Source organism: Pseudomonas orientalis, from assembly GCF_022807995.1.
In the GTDB taxonomy this organism is placed as follows: domain Bacteria; phylum Pseudomonadota; class Gammaproteobacteria; order Pseudomonadales; family Pseudomonadaceae; genus Aquipseudomonas; species Aquipseudomonas orientalis_B.
In genome coordinates this window covers 3,410,226-3,430,449 of record NZ_CP094351.1, presented here as the reverse complement: position 1 = coordinate 3,430,449, position 20,224 = coordinate 3,410,226, and the positions used below count along the sequence as shown (strand labels likewise).

Annotated in this window: 23 protein-coding genes; 13 read left to right on the top strand and 10 right to left on the bottom strand. The window is 62.1% G+C overall.

The features are described 5' to 3' along the window. Window positions 1–125: 125 nt before the first annotated feature. Window positions 126–728 (bottom strand): Yip1 family protein, encoded by a 603-nt coding sequence (locus MRY17_RS15170; RefSeq protein WP_181283792.1) that lies wholly within the window; start codon window positions 726–728, stop codon window positions 126–128. Window positions 729–1,090: 362 nt separating this feature from the next. Between MRY17_RS15170 and ttcA the strand changes: the two genes are divergently transcribed. After that, on the top strand, window positions 1,091–1,915 hold the full coding sequence (gene ttcA, locus MRY17_RS15165; protein WP_191951882.1) for a tRNA 2-thiocytidine(32) synthetase TtcA: 825 nt from the start codon (window positions 1,091–1,093) through the stop codon (window positions 1,913–1,915). A gap of 67 nt (window positions 1,916–1,982) precedes the next feature. After that, on the top strand, window positions 1,983–2,654 hold the full coding sequence (locus MRY17_RS15160) for a DNA-3-methyladenine glycosylase I (protein ID WP_191956454.1): 672 nt from the start codon (window positions 1,983–1,985) through the stop codon (window positions 2,652–2,654). A gap of 114 nt (window positions 2,655–2,768) precedes the next feature. On the opposite strand, the gene MRY17_RS15155 is transcribed toward MRY17_RS15160, so the two are convergent. The 3 genes from MRY17_RS15155 to arsC are packed head-to-tail and all read right to left on the bottom strand — an operon-like array spanning window position 2,769 to window position 4,121. Continuing rightward, a complete protein-coding gene (locus MRY17_RS15155) occupies window positions 2,769–3,173 on the bottom strand; it encodes a DUF2069 domain-containing protein (protein WP_243352399.1) in 405 nt (134 codons plus the stop codon). After that, window positions 3,157–3,771 (bottom strand): NAD(P)H:quinone oxidoreductase, encoded by a 615-nt coding sequence (wrbA, locus tag MRY17_RS15150; protein WP_181283795.1) that lies wholly within the window; start codon window positions 3,769–3,771, stop codon window positions 3,157–3,159. Before wrbA ends, MRY17_RS15155 begins: the two co-directional genes overlap by 17 nt. Continuing rightward, a complete protein-coding gene (gene arsC, locus MRY17_RS15145; protein ID WP_181283796.1) occupies window positions 3,768–4,121 on the bottom strand; it encodes an arsenate reductase (glutaredoxin) in 354 nt (117 codons plus the stop codon). Before arsC ends, wrbA begins: the two co-directional genes overlap by 4 nt. Window positions 4,122–4,236: 115 nt before the next feature. On the opposite strand from arsC, the gene MRY17_RS15140 reads away from it, so the two are divergent. Next, complete coding sequence (locus MRY17_RS15140) at window positions 4,237–4,698, top strand: TlpA family protein disulfide reductase (RefSeq protein ID WP_181283797.1); 462 nt, start codon at window positions 4,237–4,239, stop codon at window positions 4,696–4,698. A 123-nt stretch (window positions 4,699–4,821) separates the two neighbouring features. Here MRY17_RS15140 and MRY17_RS15135 read toward each other — a convergent pair whose 3' ends face one another. From MRY17_RS15135 to MRY17_RS15120, 4 genes are all read right to left on the bottom strand, one after another. Further along, complete coding sequence (locus MRY17_RS15135; RefSeq protein WP_181283798.1) at window positions 4,822–5,226, bottom strand: META domain-containing protein; 405 nt, start codon at window positions 5,224–5,226, stop codon at window positions 4,822–4,824. Then, window positions 5,223–5,663, bottom strand: a complete 441-nt coding sequence (locus tag MRY17_RS15130) for a hypothetical protein (protein WP_181283799.1) — start codon at window positions 5,661–5,663, stop codon at window positions 5,223–5,225. Before MRY17_RS15130 ends, MRY17_RS15135 begins: the two co-directional genes overlap by 4 nt. A gap of 71 nt (window positions 5,664–5,734) precedes the next feature. After that, complete coding sequence (locus MRY17_RS15125) at window positions 5,735–6,724, bottom strand: 2-hydroxyacid dehydrogenase (protein ID WP_191951879.1); 990 nt, start codon at window positions 6,722–6,724, stop codon at window positions 5,735–5,737. 169 nt (window positions 6,725–6,893) lie between these two features. After that, window positions 6,894–9,647 (bottom strand): response regulator, encoded by a 2,754-nt coding sequence (locus MRY17_RS15120; RefSeq protein ID WP_181283801.1) that lies wholly within the window; start codon window positions 9,645–9,647, stop codon window positions 6,894–6,896. A 205-nt stretch (window positions 9,648–9,852) separates the two neighbouring features. On the opposite strand from MRY17_RS15120, the gene MRY17_RS15115 reads away from it, so the two are divergent. Beyond that, window positions 9,853–10,581 (top strand): response regulator transcription factor, encoded by a 729-nt coding sequence (locus tag MRY17_RS15115; protein WP_191951878.1) that lies wholly within the window; start codon window positions 9,853–9,855, stop codon window positions 10,579–10,581. Beyond that, window positions 10,568–11,926 (top strand): sensor histidine kinase, encoded by a 1,359-nt coding sequence (locus tag MRY17_RS15110; protein WP_191951877.1) that lies wholly within the window; start codon window positions 10,568–10,570, stop codon window positions 11,924–11,926. The genes MRY17_RS15115 and MRY17_RS15110 overlap by 14 nt, the downstream gene beginning before the upstream one ends. Window positions 11,927–11,929: 3 nt before the next feature. Here the strand turns inward: MRY17_RS15110 and MRY17_RS15105 are convergent, their stop codons facing one another. Then, on the bottom strand, window positions 11,930–12,445 hold the full coding sequence (locus MRY17_RS15105) for a DUF2062 domain-containing protein (protein WP_124358869.1): 516 nt from the start codon (window positions 12,443–12,445) through the stop codon (window positions 11,930–11,932). Window positions 12,446–12,580: 135 nt separating this feature from the next. Here MRY17_RS15105 and MRY17_RS15100 point away from each other — a divergent pair, with 135 nt between their 5' ends. The 8 genes from MRY17_RS15100 (at window position 12,581) to murB (ending at window position 19,437) form a co-directional block, all read left to right on the top strand. Then, window positions 12,581–14,806: a DNA internalization-related competence protein ComEC/Rec2 gene (locus MRY17_RS15100; RefSeq protein WP_243352398.1), complete on the top strand. Its 2,226-nt coding sequence runs from the start codon at window positions 12,581–12,583 to the stop codon at window positions 14,804–14,806. Between the two features lie 109 nt (window positions 14,807–14,915). Continuing rightward, a complete protein-coding gene (locus MRY17_RS15095) occupies window positions 14,916–15,551 on the top strand; it encodes a MotA/TolQ/ExbB proton channel family protein (RefSeq protein ID WP_104505301.1) in 636 nt (211 codons plus the stop codon). After that, window positions 15,548–15,976 (top strand): ExbD/TolR family protein, encoded by a 429-nt coding sequence (locus MRY17_RS15090; protein ID WP_181283805.1) that lies wholly within the window; start codon window positions 15,548–15,550, stop codon window positions 15,974–15,976. Before MRY17_RS15095 ends, MRY17_RS15090 begins: the two co-directional genes overlap by 4 nt. Continuing rightward, window positions 15,976–16,986, top strand: a complete 1,011-nt coding sequence (lpxK, locus tag MRY17_RS15085) for a tetraacyldisaccharide 4'-kinase (RefSeq protein WP_191951875.1) — start codon at window positions 15,976–15,978, stop codon at window positions 16,984–16,986. The genes MRY17_RS15090 and lpxK overlap by 1 nt, the downstream gene beginning before the upstream one ends. A gap of 24 nt (window positions 16,987–17,010) precedes the next feature. Then, the gene (locus MRY17_RS15080; protein ID WP_003174668.1) at window positions 17,011–17,196 is read left to right on the top strand and encodes a Trm112 family protein; all 186 of its coding nucleotides are present in this window, start codon (window positions 17,011–17,013) and stop codon (window positions 17,194–17,196) included. Then, a complete protein-coding gene (gene kdsB / locus MRY17_RS15075) occupies window positions 17,193–17,957 on the top strand; it encodes a 3-deoxy-manno-octulosonate cytidylyltransferase (RefSeq protein WP_191951874.1) in 765 nt (254 codons plus the stop codon). The genes MRY17_RS15080 and kdsB overlap by 4 nt, the downstream gene beginning before the upstream one ends. After that, window positions 17,957–18,421 (top strand): low molecular weight protein-tyrosine-phosphatase, encoded by a 465-nt coding sequence (locus MRY17_RS15070; RefSeq protein WP_191951873.1) that lies wholly within the window; start codon window positions 17,957–17,959, stop codon window positions 18,419–18,421. Before kdsB ends, MRY17_RS15070 begins: the two co-directional genes overlap by 1 nt. After that, a complete protein-coding gene (gene murB / locus MRY17_RS15065; RefSeq protein ID WP_191951872.1) occupies window positions 18,418–19,437 on the top strand; it encodes a UDP-N-acetylmuramate dehydrogenase in 1,020 nt (339 codons plus the stop codon). The genes MRY17_RS15070 and murB overlap by 4 nt, the downstream gene beginning before the upstream one ends. Window positions 19,438–19,508: 71 nt before the next feature. Here the strand turns inward: murB and MRY17_RS15060 are convergent, their stop codons facing one another. Further along, complete coding sequence (locus tag MRY17_RS15060) at window positions 19,509–20,180, bottom strand: Bax inhibitor-1/YccA family protein (RefSeq protein ID WP_124358863.1); 672 nt, start codon at window positions 20,178–20,180, stop codon at window positions 19,509–19,511. Window positions 20,181–20,224: the final 44 nt, after the last annotated feature.

The window sequence follows — 20,224 nt, the reverse complement described above, 5'->3', positions numbered from 1 at the left end:
TGTACATATCTCCAGAGACGCCCAGTATGCCGCAAAGCAGGGGGTTTCCGAATCTGTCAGGCGCCGAATGGTCATGCATGATGTACAAAGCCACCTTGCGGTGGCTTTGCTGCGGGTTGAGTCGCTCAGCTGGTGTAGATGGGTCCGACGCCCAGGCCCCAGACGATCACGGTAAACGCCATGATCGCGACCAACACCACCAGGCCTACGGCCAATACCGAGCTGGAAAACAGAAAGCCTTCATCCGGGTCGATACTCATGAACGTCGGCAAGCCCACGTACAGCAGATACACCGTGTAGCAGATGGCCGCCGTGCCCACCACCATGCCTAGCCACATATGGGGGTAAAGCGCGGCGAGTCCGCCGACAAACAGCGGCGTCGCGGTGTAGGTGGCAAAGGCCACGCAACGCGCCATGCTGGGATTGGCATCATAGGTGCGGGCCATCCAGTGAATGAACGCGCCCATCACCGCCACCCCGCCCAGCATGGCGGCGTACGACATCAGGGTCATCCACAGTGCGCTTTCCTGGGTGAGCATGACCGGGGCACGGTTGCCGATGACCCAACCGACCCGGGTAGTGCCGATAAACGCGGAGATGGCGGGGATCGCCGCGAGAACCAGGGTGTGAGTGAGGTACATGTGGCTGATGCTTTCTTCCTTGTCGCCACGAATTTCCCGCCATTCCTGATCGGGATGGGTAAACAGCCCCACGACGTGATGGATCATGCCAGTCACTCCTGTCGTTATTCCTATCGCCCCCATCGGAGCGCCCACCGGCCAACTGGCCTGCAAGGTCTGGATAGTTGTGCGACCTCACGTTGCAGTATAGGAAGTGATGTCCGGTAAAACTGTAGGACCTTTAGAGTAAATTGGGCTGTAAACGCGGCGCTTAATCGCCACGTGGTCTGTCGATGACAACACGATCCAATGTGGGAGGGGGCTTGCCCCCGATGGCAGTGCGTCAGTCGAGGTAGTTGCTACTGCTACACCGCAATCGGGGGCAAGCCCCCTCCCACATTGGAACTCGGTCGTTCATGAAGGTAAAATGCTGCGCTTTTCGTCACACACCTCTAGCGGATCCAAGCGCCATGGGCACTCTTACGGTCAACCAGAACAAACTGCAAAAACGCCTGCGTCGCCTGGCCGGTGAAGCAGTCGCCGACTTCAACATGATCGAAGAGGGCGACAAGGTGATGGTCTGCCTCTCCGGCGGCAAGGACAGCTACACCCTGCTCGACGTGCTGCTGCACCTGCAAAAGGTCGCACCGATCAAGTTCGAGATCGTCGCCGTCAACATGGATCAGAAGCAGCCGGGCTTTCCCGAGCATGTGCTGCCGGCCTACCTGAAAGAGCTGGGCGTCGAGTACCACATTGTCGAGAAAGATACGTACTCGGTGGTCAAGGAACTGATCCCGGAAGGCAAGACCACCTGCTCGCTGTGTTCGCGCCTACGCCGTGGCACGCTGTACACCTTTGCCGATGAGATCGGCGCGACCAAGATGGCCCTGGGGCATCATCGCGACGACATCGTCGAAACTTTCTTCCTGAATATGTTCTTCAACGGCTCCCTCAAGGCCATGCCGCCCAAGCTGCGCGCCGACGACGGACGCAACGTGGTGATCCGCCCGCTGGCGTATTGCAGCGAGAAAGACATCCAGGCGTATTCCGACTTCAAGCAATTCCCGATCATCCCGTGCAACCTGTGCGGTTCCCAGGAAAACCTGCAACGCCAAGTGGTCAAGGAAATGTTGCTGGATTGGGAGCGCAAGACCCCGGGGCGTACCGAAAGTATTTTCCGCAGCCTGCAGAACGTGCAGCCGTCGCAACTGGCCGATCGCAACCTGTTCGACTTCGCCAGCTTGAAAATCGATGAGACGGCCGCTTCGCGTTTCGTCAATGTAGTGAACCTCTGAGCCTGGTCGAGGCTCTAGTACACGGCGCTTGCGGGCGCCGTTTTCAATTCAACTGCCAGGAGAGGGCATGCACGATTACAAGTGGCTGCACGAATATTGTCTGAACCGCTTCGGTTCGGCGGCCAAGCTGGAAGCCCATCTGCCTGTGCCCAAGACCCCGGCGCAATTGCGCAGGATCAGCGCTGATCGCTACCTGTCGACCCTGGCGCTGCGGGTATTCCGTGCGGGCTTGAAGCACAGTGTGGTCGACGCCAAATGGCCGGCGTTCGAACAGGTGTTCTTCGGCTTCGATCCGGAAAAAGTAGTGTTGATGGGCGCCGAACATCTTGAACGCCTGATGCAGGACACGCGGATCATTCGTCACCTGGGCAAGCTCAAGAGCGTGCCACGCAACGCGCAGATGATCCTGGACATCGAGCAGGAAAAGGGCAGCTTCGGTGCGTTTGTCGCCGACTGGCCGGTGACCGATATCGTCGGGCTGTGGAAATACCTGAGCAAGCACGGTCACCAACTGGGTGGGCTGTCGGCACCGCGTTTTCTGCGCATGGTCGGCAAGGACACCTTTGTGCCGAGCTATGATGTGGTGGCGGCCTTGAATGCACAAAAGATCGTCGACAAGGCACCCACCAGCCTGCGCGACCTGGCGGCAGTGCAGGGCGCTTTCAACCAGTGGCATGCCGAGAGTGGGCGACCGATGTGCCAGTTGTCGATGATGCTGGCGTACACCGTCAACCACTGATCATTGTAGGAGCGAGCTTGCTCGCGAAGAACTTGAGGGCGACGCGTTAAACCCCGCATGAGCGCGTTATCGTTAATGATCTTCGCGAGCAAGCTCGCTCCTACGAAGAGTGTGTCAATCGTCGAGTCGACGATTCAATTGATGCCGCCAGCGCACATACAACAGCGCCGTACAAAACACTGCCAGACTCGCCAGCATCTCCAGCACCCCGAACCACTGGCGGTTCGGGTCATACGCGGCCAGTGCGCCCTTGATGAAATACAGGTTCACCACAAAGCACATCCAGGAATGCCCGCGTGCGCTGCCCGTGATCATCCCTGGCGCCAGCACCAGCAGCGGCACCAGTTCGATCAGCAGGATCACCCACGGACGCGCCCCGTGCAGGTCGGCGACGAACAGGTAATATGCGCACAACAAGCCCACCAGAGCGAAAAACGCCAGGAGACTCAGTGTGCGCGCCAGCTTGACCCGTGGTTCCAGCCACGCCTGGGGCGGCAGGACCTTAGGCTTTTTGGCCACGGCCGTTCTCCAGCAGCGTGGCGGTCTTGGCCAGGCGCAGGCCCAGGGCGCGGCACAGGGCGATTTCATGCGGGTCGAGCAGACGCTTGCCGTCAGGCCCGGCGTGGTGACTGGCGCCATAGGGCGTGCCGCCGCCCTGGGTATCGAGCAGCGCCTGTTCGCTATAGGGCAGGCCGGTGATCAGCATGCCGTGGTGCAGCAGTGGTAGCAGCATCGACATCAGCGTGGTTTCCTGACCGCCGTGCAGGCTGGCGGTGGAGGTGAACACGCCGGCGGGCTTGCCCACCAGGGCGCCGGTGAGCCACAGGTTGCTGGTGCCGTCGAGGAAGTACTTGAGCGGCGCGGCCATGTTGCCGAAACGCGTCGGGCTGCCCAGGGCCAGGGCCGAGCAGTGTTTCAGGTCATCCAGGCTGGCATACAGCGCGCCCTCGTCCGGGATACTCGGCGCCACGGCCTCGCACTCGGTGGAGATCGCCGGCACGGTGCGCAGCCGGGCTTCCATGCCGCCCTGCTCGATGCCCCTGGCAATCTGCCGGGCCATTTCGCTGACCGAGCCATTGCGGCTGTAATACAACACCAGCACGTAGGGCGCAGTCACGGCAGGATCTCCAGCACGTTTTCCGGCGGGCGGCCAATGATGGCTTTGTCGGCGGTTTCCAGGATCGGACGTTCCATCAGCTTGGGGTGTGCGGCGATGGCGGCGATCAGTTGCGCTTCGCTGAGGCTGGCGTCGGCCAGGTTGAGGCTCTTGTATTCATCTTCGCCGGTGCGCAGCAATTGGCGGGCGCCGTGGCCAAGTTTGGCCAGCAGGGCCCGCAGTTGCGCAGCGTTGAGTGGCGTTTCCAGATAGCGCACCACGGTTGGCGTGAGGCCGCGAGCTTCGAGCAGTTCAAGCGCACCGCGCGATTTCGAGCAGCGCGGGTTGTGATAAAGCGTCAGATCGGTCATGTGCGGGTCGCATCTTGCGTAAGGTGGCGGGTATTCTACCTGCGCTGGCGCCTGTCCTTAAACCGTAAGAGGCGATAGGCCGCAGCCAACGTTCATTTTTGCGAAGGAATACCCCATGACAAGGCGACTGATCGGTGCATTGGCGATCATCACAACCCTGCTGCTCAGCGGCTGCGGTAACGATTACGGCGTTGACCAGTATGGCCGGGCAGTGCCGGCCGAGCGCCTGGACAAGCAATGGCTGGTAGTCAATTACTGGGCCGAATGGTGTGGCCCGTGCCGTACGGAAATCCCCGAGCTCAATGCCCTGGCCGAACAACTCAAAGCGCAGAACGTGGGCGTGTTCGGGGTCAACTTCGACAATGTGCAGGGTGAGGAACTCAAGGCTGCCAGCGACAAGCTGGGCATCAAGTTCACCGTGCTGGCGCAGAACCCGGAGGGCATCTTTGATATTCCGCGCAGTGAGGCGCTGCCGGTGACCTACATCATCGATGACAAGGGCAAGGTGCGCGAGCAACTGATGGGTGAGCAGACGGCGGAGGGCGTGTTGGCCAAGCTCAAGGCCTTGCGCGGTTAAAATGTGGGAGGGGGCTTGCCCCCGATGGCGGTGTATCAGCCAGCACATACAGTGACTGACACACTGCTATCGGGGGCAAGCCCCCTCCCACATTTGGAGCTCATCAATCCTGAACGGGTGGTGTTAGCCTTCTTCAAGCCACAAGCGAATCGGCTTGCCTTCGGCGGGCCAGAACCGCGTCTGCTCGATTGGCGAGATGTCCCAGCGCTGCACGCCTTGCAGGGCCTGGAAGAAGCGATGCTCCTGCTCCATCAACGCCTCGGCGCACAGTTTGCGGGTGCTGCCGATCGGGCCGAAGCTGAGCTTGTCGCCTTTAAGGGTGTACGGCGCAAACCAATGGTTGCAGCCGCCATTGCCATAGGCGCGGCCATCGGCTCCGAGGGTCACGGTCAGGTGCGCATAGTCCATCAATGGCCGCTCGCCGATCCACTCCACTGCATAGCTGTGATCCTGCTTGAGCTTGACCGCATCGCCGGCGCAGCCGCTCAGGGCCGTGCCTATGGCGGCGAGCAGCAGCAGGCGCTTCATTGCGCGGCCTGCCGGCATTTCGGGCAGCGGTGCCGGTCGCCTTCGCTGGCCCAGCCGAGTTCTTTGATGCGGGCATTGGCGGCCGGTTGCAGCGGTTCTTTGGTGAGCTTGGTTTCCACCGCGAATTCAAATTCCAGCACGCTGTCGCAACTGTCGCAATTGACCTTCCAGGTGTGAATCTCCAGCTCGCCGAATTTGGGCCCCTGGGCCATGGCGACCCATTGGCCTGCCGGGCGGATGGAATAGCGCGCGTCACCTTCCACGGTCAGGCGCATGGACAGGGTTTTACTGCCGCGCAGGGTGACGATCAGCACGTCGCCATGCTTGATCGAACCACCGTTGCCGGTGACTTGGTAACGGCCCGGCACCAGGGCGCGGCATTCGATCAGGGTGTGTTGCGGGCTCAGCAAGCTGAAGCGGAAATCGTGTTCGGCCATGGATCCTCCAAATAGGCGCGGCATCCTATCACGGGTGCCGACCTATCATGAGCCCGGTATGTGACCGCTGATCATCCCTCGACGAGGTTCTGCGCGCGGCCGTCGGCCCACGCCGCAATATTGGCCAGTGTAGTGCCAGCAATCGCCGCCAGTGCCTCGCGGGTCAGGAAGGCCTGGTGGGCGGTGATGATCACATTGGGGAAGGTCAGCAGGCGGGCGAGCACGTCGTCTTGCAGGGGCAGGTCCGAGCGGTCCTCGAAAAACAGTTGGGCCTCTTCTTCGTAGACATCCAGGCCCAGGTAACCGAGTTGGCCGGTCTTGAGCGCCTCCACCAGCGCCGGCGTGTCGACCAGGCCACCGCGGCCGGTATTGATCAGCATGGCGCCCGGTTGCATGTGGGCCAGGGTGCCGGCGTTGATCAGGTGTTTGCTATCGGCCGTCAGTGGGCAATGCAGGCTGATGACCTGCGCCTCGGCGAGCAGTTCGGGCAGGCTCACGTAGCGCGCGCCCATGGCTTGGACCTCGGGGTTGGGGAAGGGGTCGTAGGCCAGCAGTTGGCAGCCGAAACCGGTCATTATCCTGGCAAAGGTGGCGCCGATCTGCCCGGTGCCGACCACGCCGACGGTTTTGCCGACCAGGTCGAACCCGGTGAGCCCGTGCAGGCTGAAATCGCCATCGCGGGTGCGGTTGTAGGCGCGGTGCAGGCGACGGTTCAGCGCCAGGACCAGCGCGACGGCATGCTCGGCCACGGCGTGGGGCGAGTAGGCCGGTACGCGCACAACGCTCAGGCCCAGGCGCTGGGCGGCGTGCAGGTCGACATGGTTGTAGCCGGCCGAGCGCAACGCAATCAGGCGCGTGCCGCCTTCGGCCAGTTGCTCAAGTACCGGGGCGCTGAGGTCATCGTTGATAAAGGCGCAGACCACTTCGTGCTGTTCGGCCAGGGCCACGGTGTCGAGGTTGAGGCGGGCGGGCTGGAACTGCAGTTCGATGCCCTGGGGGCGCGGCTCAGCGATAAAACTGTCGCGGTCGTAGGTTTGGCTGCTGAAAAGAATGACGCGCATTAAAAAAGGCTCCCTGCGATTTACAAGTGAAAAATGCCTGTAGGAGCGAGCTTGCTCGCGAAAAACGTCAACGATAACGCGAGCTTCCTGAATGAGCGCGGTGCCTGGGAGTTTTTCGCGAGCAAGCTCGCTCCTACAGGCATCAAGGCAAGCCCCACTGAAAATAGCCTCAGGCGCTGACCCGCGCTTCACTGGCCAGCCGCGCAATCGCCATGTCCAGTTCATCCAGTGCCGCCATGGCCTTGGCGTCGTCCTGCTTGAGCAGGGTTTCGGCGCGTTGGCACGCTGCGCGCAATTGCGGCACGCCGCAGTAGCGCGTGGCGCCATGCAGCCGATGGACGCGTTCGATCAGGGCATGATTGTCATTGGCCTCACGCGCGACCGTGATCGCCTGGCGATCGGCTTCCAGGGAGGCCAGCAGCATGGCAAGCATGTCGGCCGCCAGATCGGCCTTGTTGGCGGCCAGGCGCAGGCCCTCCTCATGATCCAGCACCAGCAATTGGACGCGTGGGCCAAGGCCTTCGGGAGGGCGCTCCGGCCCTTGGTTGCGCAGGGCCAGGCCGGTCCATTTCAGCACCACCTGGGCCAACTGCCGCTCGCTGATGGGTTTGGTCAGGTAATCGTCCATGCCGCTTTGCAGCAGGGCGCGTTTTTCGTTGGCCATGGCATGGGCGGTGAGGGCGACTATCGGCAGCGGCGTGCCATGGCGTTCGCTTTCCCATTGGCGAATCGCCTCGGTGCTCTGGCGTCCATCCATGCCGGGCATCTGCACGTCCATCAACACCAGATCGAAGGTTTCCTGCTTCACGGCGTCGATGGCCGCGTAGCCGCTTTCCACCGCCTGCACCTTGGCGCCCATGTCTTCAAGCAGGGTTTGCACCAGCAACAGGTTGGCCGGGTTATCGTCCACGCACAACACACGCGGCGCGCGGCTGGACAAGGGTTCACCCGGTTCGTTGCGCGAGGGGCGCGGGCTGATCAGGTCCGCCAGGGAGCGGCGCAGCTTGCGCGTACACGCGGGCTTGGCCTGCAACTGGCTGTTGGGGTTGGGCACCGACTGGTTGAACAACATCTGCTCGGTCGTCGGGCACAGCACCAGCACCTTGCAGCCCAGGTGTTCGAGGTCCCATAAATGCTGGTTGAGGCGCTCGGGCGGGATGTCATTGGCGGTGACGCCGAGCACCGCCAGGTCAATTGCCTGCTCGGTCTGGTGCGCGCTGGTAATGCCGTTGGTCAGGCTTTCCAGGGTATTGAACGGGGTCACCTCCAGGCCGCAGTCTTCCAACTGGTGTTGCAGGGCCTGGCGCGCCAGCTCATGGTTCTCCAGTACGGCCACGCGGCGCCCGAGCAGCGGCGCGCTGGGCAAATCTTCGACGTCGTCGCGGGTCTTGGGCAGGTTCAGGCTGATCCAGAACTCCGAGCCTTCGCCCGGTGTGCTGTCGACCCCGATTTCGCCGCCCATCTGTTCGATCAGGCGCTTGGAAATCACCAGGCCCAAGCCGGTGCCGCCCGGCTGGCGCGACAGTGAATTGTCCGCCTGGCTGAACGCTTGGAACAGCGCGCGCACATCCTGATTGGACAGGCCGATGCCGGTGTCCTGCACGCTGATGCGCAGTTGCACGCTGTCTTCCTGTTCCTCCTCGATCATCGCCCTGGCAACGATGGTGCCTTCGCGGGTGAACTTGATCGCATTGCTGATCAGGTTGGTCAGGATCTGCTTGAGGCGCAGCGGGTCGCCCACCAGTGACAGCGGCGTGTCGCGGTAGACCAGGCTGACCAGTTCGAGCTGTTTGGCGTGGGCGGCGGGGGCGAGGATGGTCAGGGTGTCTTGCAGCAGGTCGCGCAGGTTGAAGGGCACGCTGTCGAGCACCAGTTTGCCGGCTTCGATCTTGGAGAAGTCGAGGATCTCGTTGATGATGCCCAGCAGGTTGTCGGCGGATTTTTCGATGGTGCCCAGATAATCCAGCTGACGCGGCGACAGCTCGCTTTTTTGCAGCAGGTGGGTGAACCCCAGGATGCCGTTGAGCGGCGTGCGGATCTCATGGCTCATATTGGCCAGAAACTCCGATTTGATCCGGCTGGCTTCCAGGGCTTCCTTGCGGGCCAGGTCCAGCTCGATATTCTGGATCTCGATGGTTTCCAGGTTCTGGCGCACGTCCTCGGTGGCTTGGTCGATGCTGTGTTGCAGTTCTTCCTGGGCGTTTTGCAGGGTCTCGGCCATGCGGTTGATACCCGACGCCAACTGATCCAGCTCCTGGCTGCCCAACGGCGGCAGGCGGGTTTGCAGGTTGCCGTCCTTGAGTTGGGCCACGGCTTGCTTGATCTGGCCGATGGGTGAATTGATGGTGCGGCTGATACGCAGGGCCAGCGCCGCGGTGCAGATCAAGCCGACGGCGATCAACAGCAGGCTGGCGAACAGGCTGCGATAACCGCGCAGCAACATGCCATTGTGGGACAGTTCCACTTCGACCCAGCCCAACAGGCGGTCGGACTCATCCGGAATCAGCTCGCCCGCCAGGTTGCGATGGCGACCAAACACGGGCATCAGATAGCGGGTCGCATCATTGCCGGTGCGCTGCAGCAGATGCGAACTGTTGCCGGTGGGCGGTTGATTGAGCATGGTCGGGCCGGCATGGGCCAGGGACGAGCGGTCCGGCGCCAGGATTGACACCGTACGCACATCCGGTTGTTCCAGGGATTGGGTTGCGATGCGTTCCAGCAGTTCGGTGTTCCTGCTGCTCAGGGCGGGCGCGACCAGCGGCGCCAACTGCTCGGCGATCATTTCGCCGCGTTGCAGCAATTGGGTTTGCAGTTCGGAGAGCTGCATCCAGGTGAAGTAGCCGCCCAACAACAGGGCCATCAGGCTGGTCGGCAATAAAGTCAGCAACAGTACGCGGCCTTTTATTCCCATTCTTCTAAGCACGCCACTCTCCTGCTACCACATTGATATCAAACACCCACGCGGGCATCCGGCCCGCGTCACTTGCGCAGTGTAGCCATTTGCGCCCACAGGAAGCTCGTAAATTAGTGACACATGGCAATCTTCGGGCCATTCGGCGCCGGCCGGCGATTGCCTGTAACACTTTAATCTTGAATAATCAGTCATTGAGAATGACTTGCAGACGCTAATGAATCCCGCAGCCGTTGGCCTACCCAGTATCCTGACTATCGAAGATGATCCCGTACTGGGCGCCTACGTCCACGAGCATCTGGGCCGCAGCGGCTTCCAGGTCACCTGGTGCCGAAATGGCCAGCAAGGCCTGCAACTGGCCTGCGATCAGGCGTTTGATCTGGTGCTGATGGACGTTCTGCTGCCGGGACTGGACGGGCTGTCGATCCTCACCCACTTGCGCCAGCGTCATGCCATCCCGGTGATACTCATGTCGGCCCTGGGCGCCGAAGCCGACCGTATCAGCGGCTTTCGCCTGGGCGCCGATGATTATCTGCCCAAGCCGTTCAGCATGATTGAGCTGCGTGTACGCATCGAAGCCATCCTGCGCCGGGTGGCCCTGGACCGCCGCCCCCAGACGAGCCTTGCGCCTGTGCGCGAAGATGCGTTGGTCCTGCATTTTGACGATGGGCTGTGCGATGTGTGCTGCCGCACGCATTGGGCGGGCCTGACGCGCAGTGAATACCGGCTGTTGGAGACCTTGCATCGCAATGCTGAAGAAGTGCTCAGCAAAGCCTTCCTTTATCAGCACGTGCTGCAGCGCGGTTATGCGCCGCACGACCGCAGTCTCGACATGCATGTGAGCCAGATTCGCCGCAAGCTCAAGGCGGTCGGCTACACCGAGCGCGAGGTACGTACGGTGTGGGGCAAGGGCTACGTGCTGAGCGGCCACGATGAAGACCTTTGAGCGATTGCCGGGCAGACATTCGCTGTTCTGGAAGCTGGCCTGCCTGTTGATCGCCTTTTGTTTGCTGATGATCTGGCTCAGTTGGTCCTGGGGCCGGTACATGGAACAGCAGAACGCTTACCTCTCCGAGGAGGCCCGCGATACGCTGCGCGGTTATGCGGCGGGGGCCGAGTTGGCCTGGAGCACCCAGGGCAGTGCCGGTGTGGATGCCTGGCTGCGGCATGTGGCTGAGCGTGAAACCACTTGGCTCGGCGTGATCGGCAATGACTTGCAATCCCTCGGCAGCGCACCGTTGAGCGACAGGGAAAGCCAGCGGCTGACCTTTCTGCGCGGACTGGACTGGCCGGTGAGCCGCCATGCCAAAGGCCTGCCATGGTTGAAGGTCGCGTTTCCAGTGGACCCCGACGCGGGGTCATTGGTGATCGAGCTGCCCAAACGCTTCATGCCGGGGCGCTATCAAGTGTTCTGGCGGATCATCACCAACGGCGTGATTCCCGGGCTGTTTACCTTGTTGTTATGTATCGGGCTGTATCGATTGCTGATCATGCCCCTCAATCAACTGCGCGAGCAGGCCAACGCCTGGCGTGCCGACCAGCTGAATGCGCGGATGTCCCGTGACGCGACCAGCCGCCAGGATGAGTTGGGCGAACTGGGACGTGCCTTTGATCACATGTCCGAGCGCTTGCAGGGCACGGTGCAGTTGCAGCAGCAACTGCTGCGGGACATGTCCCATGAATTGCGCACGCCGTTGAGCCGATTGCGGGTGGCCTGCGACAGCGAGCAGGATCTGACGCAGTTGCGCGCACGCCTGAACCGGGAAATCGACGCCATGCAGCGCCTGGTGGAAGACAGCCTGCAACTGGCCTGGCTGGACAGCGACAGGGCGCCTCTGCCCCAAGAGGACATCCAGCTGCCGGCGCTGTGGGATATGCTGCGTGAGAACGCCTGTTTTGAAAGTGACTGGCCGGCATCCCGCCTGCCATGTTTGTTGCCAACCGACTGCTGGGTGCGCGGTAACCTCAACGCACTGGCCCAGGCCGTGGAGAACATTCTACGTAACGCAATACGTCACTCTCCAAGTCAGGGATGGGTGACATTGGACGGCGTTCGCGAGGCCGATCATTGGCATATCTGGCTGGAGGATCAGGGCGCAGGCGTCGATGAGGCCGATTTGGAGCGTATCTTCGCGCCGTTCACTCGATTGGACGGGTCACGGCCCGGCGACGGCGGCTTCGGCCTGGGCTTGAGCATTGCGCGCAACGCCGTCCAGCGCCAGGGCGGCCGTATATGGGCGGAAAATACCGGACAGGGCCTGCGCGTGCATCTGCACCTGCCTGCCCGTTAGCCCTCAGCGGCGGCGCAGTTTGCGTTTCTTCCACTGGTGCGCGACCCACCAGCGCCAATACCCCATGGTCAGGCAATAGGCCAGGGCGCCCAGTACCAATCCGCAGACCACCGAGCCCAGCAGGAACGGTTGCCACATCGTGCTCAACTCGCCGCTGATCCATTCCCAGGTGAGGTTGTCGGGGAGACTGCGTGGCGGCACGTTCATCAACCAGGCACCGGTCATGTAGGTGCAGAAAAACACCACCGGCATCGTGATCGGATTGGTCAGCCAAACCAGGCTGACGGCGATCGGCATGTTGCCGCGCACCACGATCGCCAGGATCGCGGCCAGCAACATCTGCAGGGGGATGGGGATAAACGCGGCGAACAGACCCACGGCCATGGCGCGGGCGACTGAGTGCCGGTTCAGGTGCCAGAGGTTCGGGTCATGCAACAGGGTGCCAAGAAACTGTAATGACTTGTGTTCCCTGATACTGCTGGGGTCGGGCATGTACCGTTTGAATAAGCGCCGGGGCATAAGGGGTCCAGGTCAGTTCGAGGGGCAAGTATGCGCGCATTCTATAAACAGAAAATTCAGACTTTGTGACAAAACATCAAAGGCGTTGCGGGGAACCCCGGCCAAGACTGAGTGAATCATTAAAAGGAATGATTCATGAGGACAGGGATGTTCGCGCTGGCGCTGGGGTTATTGATCCTGCGGTTTCTACCGGCGTTGCCGCACGCCGGATGGCTGCTGGTCATGTTGGTGCTGGCCTTGATGCTGCTGCCGTTTCGTACGTACCCGTTGGCGTTTTTCCTGCTCGGTTTGAGCTGGGCGTGCATCAGCGCGCAGTGGGCACTGGATGATCGATTGCGACCTGCACTGGACGGTGAGACGCGTTGGCTGGAGGGGCGTGTGGTCGGCTTGCCGCAACAGACGGACACCGGCGTGCGCTTTGAACTGGCCGACAGCCGGTCGCGCAAAGCCCGTCTGCCTAAGCGCACCCGTGTGTCCTGGCACGGCGGGCCGCCGGTACGCAGTGGGGAACGCTGGCGCTTGGCTGTCACGCTCAGGCGGCCGTCCGGCCTGCTCAATTTCCATGGCTTCGACCACGAGGCCTGGCTGCTGGCGCAACGCATCGGGGCCACGGGCTCGGTGAAAGACGGCGAGCGCCTGGTGCCGGCCCGCAGCGCCTTGCGCGACAGCCTGCGTCAACGCCTGATGACCGCCGATGCGCAAAGCCACGAAGGCGCCCTGGCGGCGTTGGTGCTGGGTGACGGTTCCGGGCTGCGAGCGGAGCAATGGCAGGTGTTGCAAGACACCGGCACCGTGCACCTGCTGGTCATTTCCGGCCAGCACATTGGCCTGTTGGCCGGGCTGATCTATGCGCTGGTGGCCGGGATGGCACGTTACGGTTGCTGGCCGCGCAGCCTGCCATGGCTGCCGTGGGCCTGCGGCCTGGCCTTTGCCGCAGCGCTGGGTTACGGCCTGCTGGCGGGGTTTGGCGTGCCGGTGCAGCGGGCCTGCGTGATGGTCGGGCTGGTGTTGCTCTGGCGGCTGCGCTTTCGGCATTTGGGCGCTTGGTGGCCGTTATTGCTGGCGTTCAACGGCGTACTGCTGCTTGAGCCCCTGGCCAGTCTGCAACCGGGCTTCTGGTTGTCATTTGCCGCAGTTGCGGTCCTGGTCCTGACCTTCGGCGGGCGGCTGGGGCCCTGGGGTGTCTGGCAGGCATGGACGCGCCCCCAGTGGCTGATTGCTATCGGCTTGTTTCCGGTCCTGCTGGTGCTGGGGTTACCCATCAGCCTCACCGCGCCCGTGGCCAATTTGTTCGCGGTGCCCTGGATCAGTCTGGTGGTGTTGCCTCTGGCGCTGCTGGGCACGGTGCTGCTGTGGGTGCCATTGATCGGTGACAGTTTACTTTGGTTGGCTGGCGGGGCGTTGGAGGTGTGGTTCCAGGTGCTGGCCCTGCTTGCCGGACAGTTGCCCGCCTGGACGCCGGCCCAGGTGCCGCTGGCGTATTGGCTGGTCAGCCTGCTGGGCGCGGTGATGCTGCTGCTGCCCAAGGGGGTGCCGTTTCGGTTCCTGGGCTGGCCCCTGCTGTTGCTGGCAGTGTTTCCACCCGGGGAGTCGGTACCCCACGGGCAGGTGATGGTGGTGCAATTGGATGTCGGCCAGGGGCAGGCGTTGATCCTGCGCACCCGCAATCATGCCTTGCTTTACGATGCCGGGCCTCGTTCCGGGTCGGTCGATCTGGGCGCTCGTGTGGTGTTGCCATCGTTGAAAAAGCTCGGCATAGAGCGGCTGGACATGCTGCTGCTGAGCCATGCAGACGCCGATCACGCCGGTGGCGCGCCAGCCATTGCCCGTGGGTTGCCCATCAGGCGCGTGGTAGGCGGCGAAACCGAGGGGTTGCCGGCTTCTCTTGGAGCTGAGCCGTGCAGCAGCGGGGAGCGGTGGGAGTGGGATGGTGTGTCGTTCGCGTTATGGCAGTGGTCTGACGCCACAAGCGGCAATGCCAAATCCTGCGTATTGCAGGTGCAGGCCAATGGCGAACGGCTGCTGCTCACCGGCGATATTGACAGCGCGGCGGAGCACGCCTTGCTTGACACACCCCTGGCGGTGCCAACCGACTGGCTGCAAGCGCCCCATCATGGTAGCCGCAGCTCGTCGTCCAAACCCTTTGTGCAAAGGCTTGCGCCCAAGTCGGTGCTGATTTCCCGAGGCCGGGGCAACGCCTTCGGTCATCCTCATTCGCAAGTGATAGAGCGTTATAAAACCCAGGGCAGCCGGATATACGACAGCGCCGAACAAGGCGCCGTGCGTCTTCAGTTGGGTGCCTTCCAGCCAGCAGTTGTTGCGCGCAGTCAACGCCGATTCTGGCGCGAACCGTTACCGTAACCCGGCGTTACCAAACACTGCGGGCCGCGACAGTCCGGTCTGCGGCCAACGAACCCCGCCACTGAACCTATATGATAAAGTGGCGCACTTTTTCGAGGGGGCATTCACTGTGTGGGAATTGGTCAAATCCGGCGGCTGGATGATGTTGCCGATCATCATGAGTTCCATCGCCGCACTCGGCATCGTCGCCGAACGCCTGTGGACCCTGCGCGCCAGTCGCGTCACTCCCGAACACCTGCTGGGGCAAGTCTGGGGCTGGATCAAGAACAAGCAGCTCGACAAGCAGAAGCTCAAGGAGCTGCGTGCCAATTCTCCATTGGGTGAAATCCTTGCCGCCGGCCTTGCCAACTCCAAGCATGGTCGCGAGATCATGAAAGAGTGCATCGAGGAAGCCGCCGCGCGGGTAATCCATGAGTTGGAGCGCTACATCAATGCCCTCGGCACCATCGCCGCCATGGCCCCGCTGCTCGGTTTGCTGGGCACGGTGCTGGGTATGATCGACATTTTCAGCTCGTTCATGGGCTCGGGCATGAGCACCAACGCCGCCGTGCTGGCCGGTGGCATCTCCAAGGCATTGATCACCACGGCCGCGGGCCTGATGGTGGGTATCCCTTCGGTGTTCTTCCACCGCTTCCTGCAACGGCGCATCGATGAACTGGTGGTCGGCATGGAACAGGAAGCCATCAAGCTGGTGGAAGTGGTGCAGGGCGACCGTGATGTGGACCTGGTCGAGGACAAAGCGTGAAATTTCGCCGCAAGCAACGGGAGAACGTCGATATCAACCTTGCGTCGCTGATTGACGTGGTGTTTATCCTGCTGCTGTTCTTTGTCGTCACCACCACGTTCACCCGGGAAACCCAGCTGCGCGTCGACTTGCCCGAAGCCGTGAGCGGCTCGCCCGCCGAAGACCAGCAGGTCAAGCAACTGGACATTGCCATCAGCGCCGACGGGGTGTTTTCGGTGAACAACCAGTTGCTTGAGAAAAACGACCTGACCACCCTGATGGAGGCCTTGCAGAAGGAATCCGGGGGCGACACCAGCCTGCCACTGTCGATCAGTGCCGACGGCAAGACCCAGCACCAGGCCGTGATTACCGCAATGGACGCCGCCGGCAAGCTCGGCTTCAGTCATCTGCGCATGACCACCGTCGAGGCGGCGAGCCCACCCTGATGGCCATGTCCGATCGTTTGCTCAAAGCCTGGTACGAGGGCCATCCGGCGCTTGTGCTGTTACGGCCGCTGGAGTCGTTGTATCGCCGGGTGGTGCAGCGCAAGCGCGCGCGCTTTCTGGCGGGCGAGGGCGCCATCTACCGGCCACCGGTGCCGGTTGTGGTCGTGGGGAATATCACCGTGGGGGGCACGGGCAAGACGCCGCTGATCCTGTGGATGATCGAGCACTGTCGGCGCAGTGGCTTGCGCGTAGGCGTGGTCAGCCGGGGGTATGGCGCCAGGCCGCCGCAGTTGCCCTGGCGGGTCGAGGCCAACCAGAGTGCCGAAGTGGCCGGCGACGAACCCTTGCTGATCGTGCAGCGCTGCGGTGTCCCGTTGATGATCGATCCGGACCGCAGCCGCGCGGTGAAAGCGCTGTTGGCCAGCGAAACCCTGGACCTGATCCTTTCCGACGACGGCCTGCAACACTATCGTCTGGCTCGCGACCTCGAGCTGGTCTTGATCGATGCCGCCCGTGGCCTGGGCAATCGCCGCTGCCTGCCGGCCGGGCCGTTGCGCGAGCCGGTCGAGCGCCTGCACAGTGTGGATGCGCTGCTCTATAACGGTGCCGCCGAGGATCGCGAAGACGGCTTTGCCTTTCGTCTGCAGCCTGCGGCGCTGGTCAACCTGCACAGCGGCGCGCGGCAGCCAGTTAGCTATTTTCCGGCAGGCCAACCAATACACGCGGTTGCCGGTATCGGCAATCCGCAACGTTTCTTCACTACCCTTGAAACGCTACACTGGCAGCCGACCCCCCATGCGTTTGCCGACCACGCGCCCTACAGCGCCGAGGTATTGGATTTTACACCGCGTTGGCCGCTGGTCATGACTGAAAAGGACGCGGTGAAGTGCCGCGCCTTCGCCCGGCCCGACTGGTGGTACCTTGCGGTGGATGCGCTGCCGTCGCCGGCGTTTGTCGCCTGGTTCGACACGCAACTGATGCGCCTGCTGCCCAACCGTCTTTTGCCTTAAACCGTTTATTTCCAGGACATACTCATGGACACCAAATTGCTCGACATCCTTGCTTGCCCGATCTGCAAAGGCCCGCTCAAGCTCAGCGCCGACAAAACCGAGCTGATCAGCAAAGGTGCCGGCCTGGCTTACCCGATCCGTGACGGCATTCCGGTGATGCTCGAAAGCGAAGCCCGCACCCTGACGACCGATGAGCGCCTGGATAAATGACTACCGCTTTTACCGTGGTGATTCCCTCGCGCTATGCGTCGACCCGTCTGCCGGGCAAGCCGCTGCAAATGATCGGCGCCAAGCCGATGATCCAGCTGGTATGGGAACAGGCCTGCAAAAGCAGCGCCGAACGTGTGGTGGTGGCGACCGATGATCCGCGCATCATTGAAGCCTGCAAAGGTTTCGGCGCCGAGGCGGTGCTGACCCGCGAAGACCATAATTCCGGTACCGATCGCCTGGCAGAAGTGGCGATGCAACTGGGCTTGGCGCCCGATGCCATCGTGGTAAACGTGCAAGGTGACGAGCCGTTGATCCCGCCGAGCGTCATCGACCAGGTCGCCGCCAATCTGGCGGCCCATGGCGAAGCGCGCATGGCGACCCTGGCCGAACCGATCGAAGACAGCGAAACCTTGTTCAACCCGAACGTGGTGAAGGTGGTCAGCGATATCAACGGCCTGGCCCTGACGTTCAGCCGTTCGACCCTGCCCTGGGCGCGCGATGCCTTCGCCAGCAACCCCGGCGTCCTGCCGCCAGGCGTGCCGTACCGCCGCCATATCGGCATCTATGCCTATCGTGCCGGTTTCCTGCATGACTTCGTCAACTGGGGCCCCTGCTGGTTGGAAAACACCGAATCCCTGGAGCAACTGCGGGCCTTGTGGCACGGCGTGCGTATCCACGTGGGCGATGCGCTGGAGGCGCCTCCTGCAGGCGTCGATACCCAGGAAGACCTCGAGCGCGTCCGCCGCCTGCTGGGGGCTTGATGGAAGTCCTGTTTGTCTGCCTGGGCAATATCTGCCGTTCGCCCACCGCAGAAGGCGTCTTGCGCCATAAGTTGCGCGAAGCAGGCTTGGCCGGCCAGGTTGAGGTGGCGTCGGCGGGGACGGGGGAATGGCATATCGGCAACCCACCGGACCAGCGCAGCCAACGTGCGGCGCTGGCGCGGGGCTATGACTTGTCAGCCCAGCGTGCCCAACAGGTCTGCCGCGCTGATTTTGCGCGCTACGACCTGATCCTGGCCATGGACCACAGCAACCTGCGCAACCTCAAAGCCATGCAGCCTGCGCAGGGCAAGGCGCAGCTGGATTTGTTCCTGCGCCGCTTCGACGGCGAGGTGGACGAAGTGCCAGACCCTTATTATGAAGGCGAACAGGGTTTTGACCGGGTACTGGACTTGATCGAGCTTGCCTGTGATTCATTGGTAATCGAATTGAAGGGGCGACTATGACCTTGCACGTAAGTACGCAGGTATCGCTCAAGCCATTCAACAGCTTTGGCATCGATGTGCGTGCCCAGCTGTTTGCCGAGGCCCGCAGTGATGTCGATGTGCATGACGCCCTGGCCTACGCCGAGTCACACAGTGTGCCGCTGCTGGTGATCGGCGGCGGCAGCAACCTGCTGCTGACCCGGGACGTGCCCGCGCTGGTGTTGCGCATGGCGACCCAGGGCATTCGCGTGCTGCACGATGATGGCGAGCACGTGGTGGTTGAAGCGGAGGCGGGCGAAGCCTGGCACCCCTTTGTGTCGTGGACCCTGGAACAGGGTTTTTGCGGCCTGGAAAACCTCAGCTTGATCCCCGGCACGGTCGGCGCCGCGCCGATGCAAAACATCGGCGCCTACGGTGTCGAGATCAAGGACGTGTTTGCCGGCCTCACGGCGCTGGATCGCCAGACGGGCGAGCTGCGGGATTTCAGCCTGGACGAATGCAAGTTTGCTTACCGCGACAGCCTGTTCAAGCATCAAGTCGGGCGTTGGTTGATCCTGCGGGTACGCTTCGCCCTGAGCCGCGCCAGTCACCTGAAACTCGGCTACGGCCCGGTGCAACAGCGCCTGGCCGCGCAGGGCATCACCGAGGCCACACCGAAGGATGTGAGCCAGGCGATCTGCAGTATTCGCCGCGAAAAATTGCCGGACCCGGCAGAGCTGGGCAATGCCGGCAGCTTTTTCAAAAACCCGCTGGTGCCCCAGGCTTTGGCTGCCGAGCTGAAAAGCCGGTATCCGGACCTGGTGGCCTATCCCCAGGCAGACGGGCAAGCGAAGCTCGCCGCTGGCTGGCTGATCGACAAGGCGGGTTGGAAGGGCTTTCGTGACGGCGATGCCGGCGTGCATAAAATGCAAGCACTGGTGCTGGTGAACTATGGTTCAGCCACCGGGCGGGATATTGCCAACCTGGCGCTGCGTATCCAGCAGGACATTGCCGAGCGCTTCGGGGTGGAGCTGGAGATGGAACCTAACCAGTACTGACCCATTATTTCCCCGGAAAAGAAAATGCCCCGTATCTCGCGATACGGGGCATTTTTTTATAGCGCTGACAATCAGTCGTCACGGCTCATGATGCCGAAGATCTGCAACAGGCTGATAAACAGGTTGTAGATCGACACATACAGGCTGATGGTCGCCATGATGTAGTTACGCTCACCACCATGGATGATGGCGCTGGTCTGGAACAGGATGCACACCGAGGAGAAAAGCACGAAACCTGCGCTGATCGCCAGCTGCAACCCGCTGATCTGGAAGAACATGCCGGCTACCACCGCCGCCAGCAACACGAAGAAACCGGCGGTGATGAAGCCACCCAGGAAGCTCATGTCCTTGCGGCTGATCAGCACGTACGCCGACAGGCCACCAAACACCAGGGCAGTCATGGCAAATGCCGAACTGACCACTTCCGCACCGCCGGCCATGCCGAGGTAACGGTTAAGGATCGGGCCAAGGATAAAGCCCATGAAACCGGTCAAGGCAAAGGCCGAGACCAAGCCCCAGGCCGAGTCGCGCAGCTTGTTGGTCAGAAAGAACAGACCATAGAAGCCGATCAACACGACAAAGATATTCGGATAACCGACGCGCATCTGCTGGGCCACGTAAGCCATCACGCCGCTGAATGCGAGGGTAAGGGCGAGCAGGCCGTACGTATTGCGCAACACGCGGCTGACTTCAAGCTGCTCAGCCTGCGTGTTGCCATTCACTGCGTAATTCTGTTCGCGCATGGCGACACTCCTTCAGTTTTGAAACGTTCAGTCGCAAAGATCAT

Bases quoted from the DNA above. Each gene is read 5' to 3' on its own strand.
- MRY17_RS15170 (WP_181283792.1), bottom strand. From the start codon at position 728: ATGATCCATCACGTCGTGGGGCTGTTTACCCATCCCGATCAGGAATGG.
- ttcA (WP_191951882.1), top strand. From the start codon at position 1,091: ATGGGCACTCTTACGGTCAACCAGAACAAACTGCAAAAACGCCTGCGT.
- MRY17_RS15160 (WP_191956454.1), top strand. From the start codon at position 1,983: ATGCACGATTACAAGTGGCTGCACGAATATTGTCTGAACCGCTTCGGT.
- arsC (WP_181283796.1), bottom strand. From the start codon at position 4,121: ATGACCGATCTGACGCTTTATCACAACCCGCGCTGCTCGAAATCGCGC.
- MRY17_RS15140 (WP_181283797.1), top strand. From the start codon at position 4,237: ATGACAAGGCGACTGATCGGTGCATTGGCGATCATCACAACCCTGCTG.
- MRY17_RS15135 (WP_181283798.1), bottom strand. From the start codon at position 5,226: ATGAAGCGCCTGCTGCTGCTCGCCGCCATAGGCACGGCCCTGAGCGGC.
- MRY17_RS15130 (WP_181283799.1), bottom strand. From the start codon at position 5,663: ATGGCCGAACACGATTTCCGCTTCAGCTTGCTGAGCCCGCAACACACC.
- MRY17_RS15125 (WP_191951879.1), bottom strand. From the start codon at position 6,724: ATGCGCGTCATTCTTTTCAGCAGCCAAACCTACGACCGCGACAGTTTT.
- MRY17_RS15115 (WP_191951878.1), top strand. From the start codon at position 9,853: ATGAATCCCGCAGCCGTTGGCCTACCCAGTATCCTGACTATCGAAGAT.
- MRY17_RS15110 (WP_191951877.1), top strand. From the start codon at position 10,568: ATGAAGACCTTTGAGCGATTGCCGGGCAGACATTCGCTGTTCTGGAAG.
- MRY17_RS15105 (WP_124358869.1), bottom strand. From the start codon at position 12,445: ATGCCCCGGCGCTTATTCAAACGGTACATGCCCGACCCCAGCAGTATC.
- MRY17_RS15100 (WP_243352398.1), top strand. From the start codon at position 12,581: ATGAGGACAGGGATGTTCGCGCTGGCGCTGGGGTTATTGATCCTGCGG.
- lpxK (WP_191951875.1), top strand. From the start codon at position 15,976: ATGGCCATGTCCGATCGTTTGCTCAAAGCCTGGTACGAGGGCCATCCG.
- MRY17_RS15080 (WP_003174668.1), top strand. From the start codon at position 17,011: ATGGACACCAAATTGCTCGACATCCTTGCTTGCCCGATCTGCAAAGGC.
- kdsB (WP_191951874.1), top strand. From the start codon at position 17,193: ATGACTACCGCTTTTACCGTGGTGATTCCCTCGCGCTATGCGTCGACC.
- MRY17_RS15070 (WP_191951873.1), top strand. From the start codon at position 17,957: ATGGAAGTCCTGTTTGTCTGCCTGGGCAATATCTGCCGTTCGCCCACC.
- murB (WP_191951872.1), top strand. From the start codon at position 18,418: ATGACCTTGCACGTAAGTACGCAGGTATCGCTCAAGCCATTCAACAGC.
- MRY17_RS15060 (WP_124358863.1), bottom strand. From the start codon at position 20,180: ATGCGCGAACAGAATTACGCAGTGAATGGCAACACGCAGGCTGAGCAG.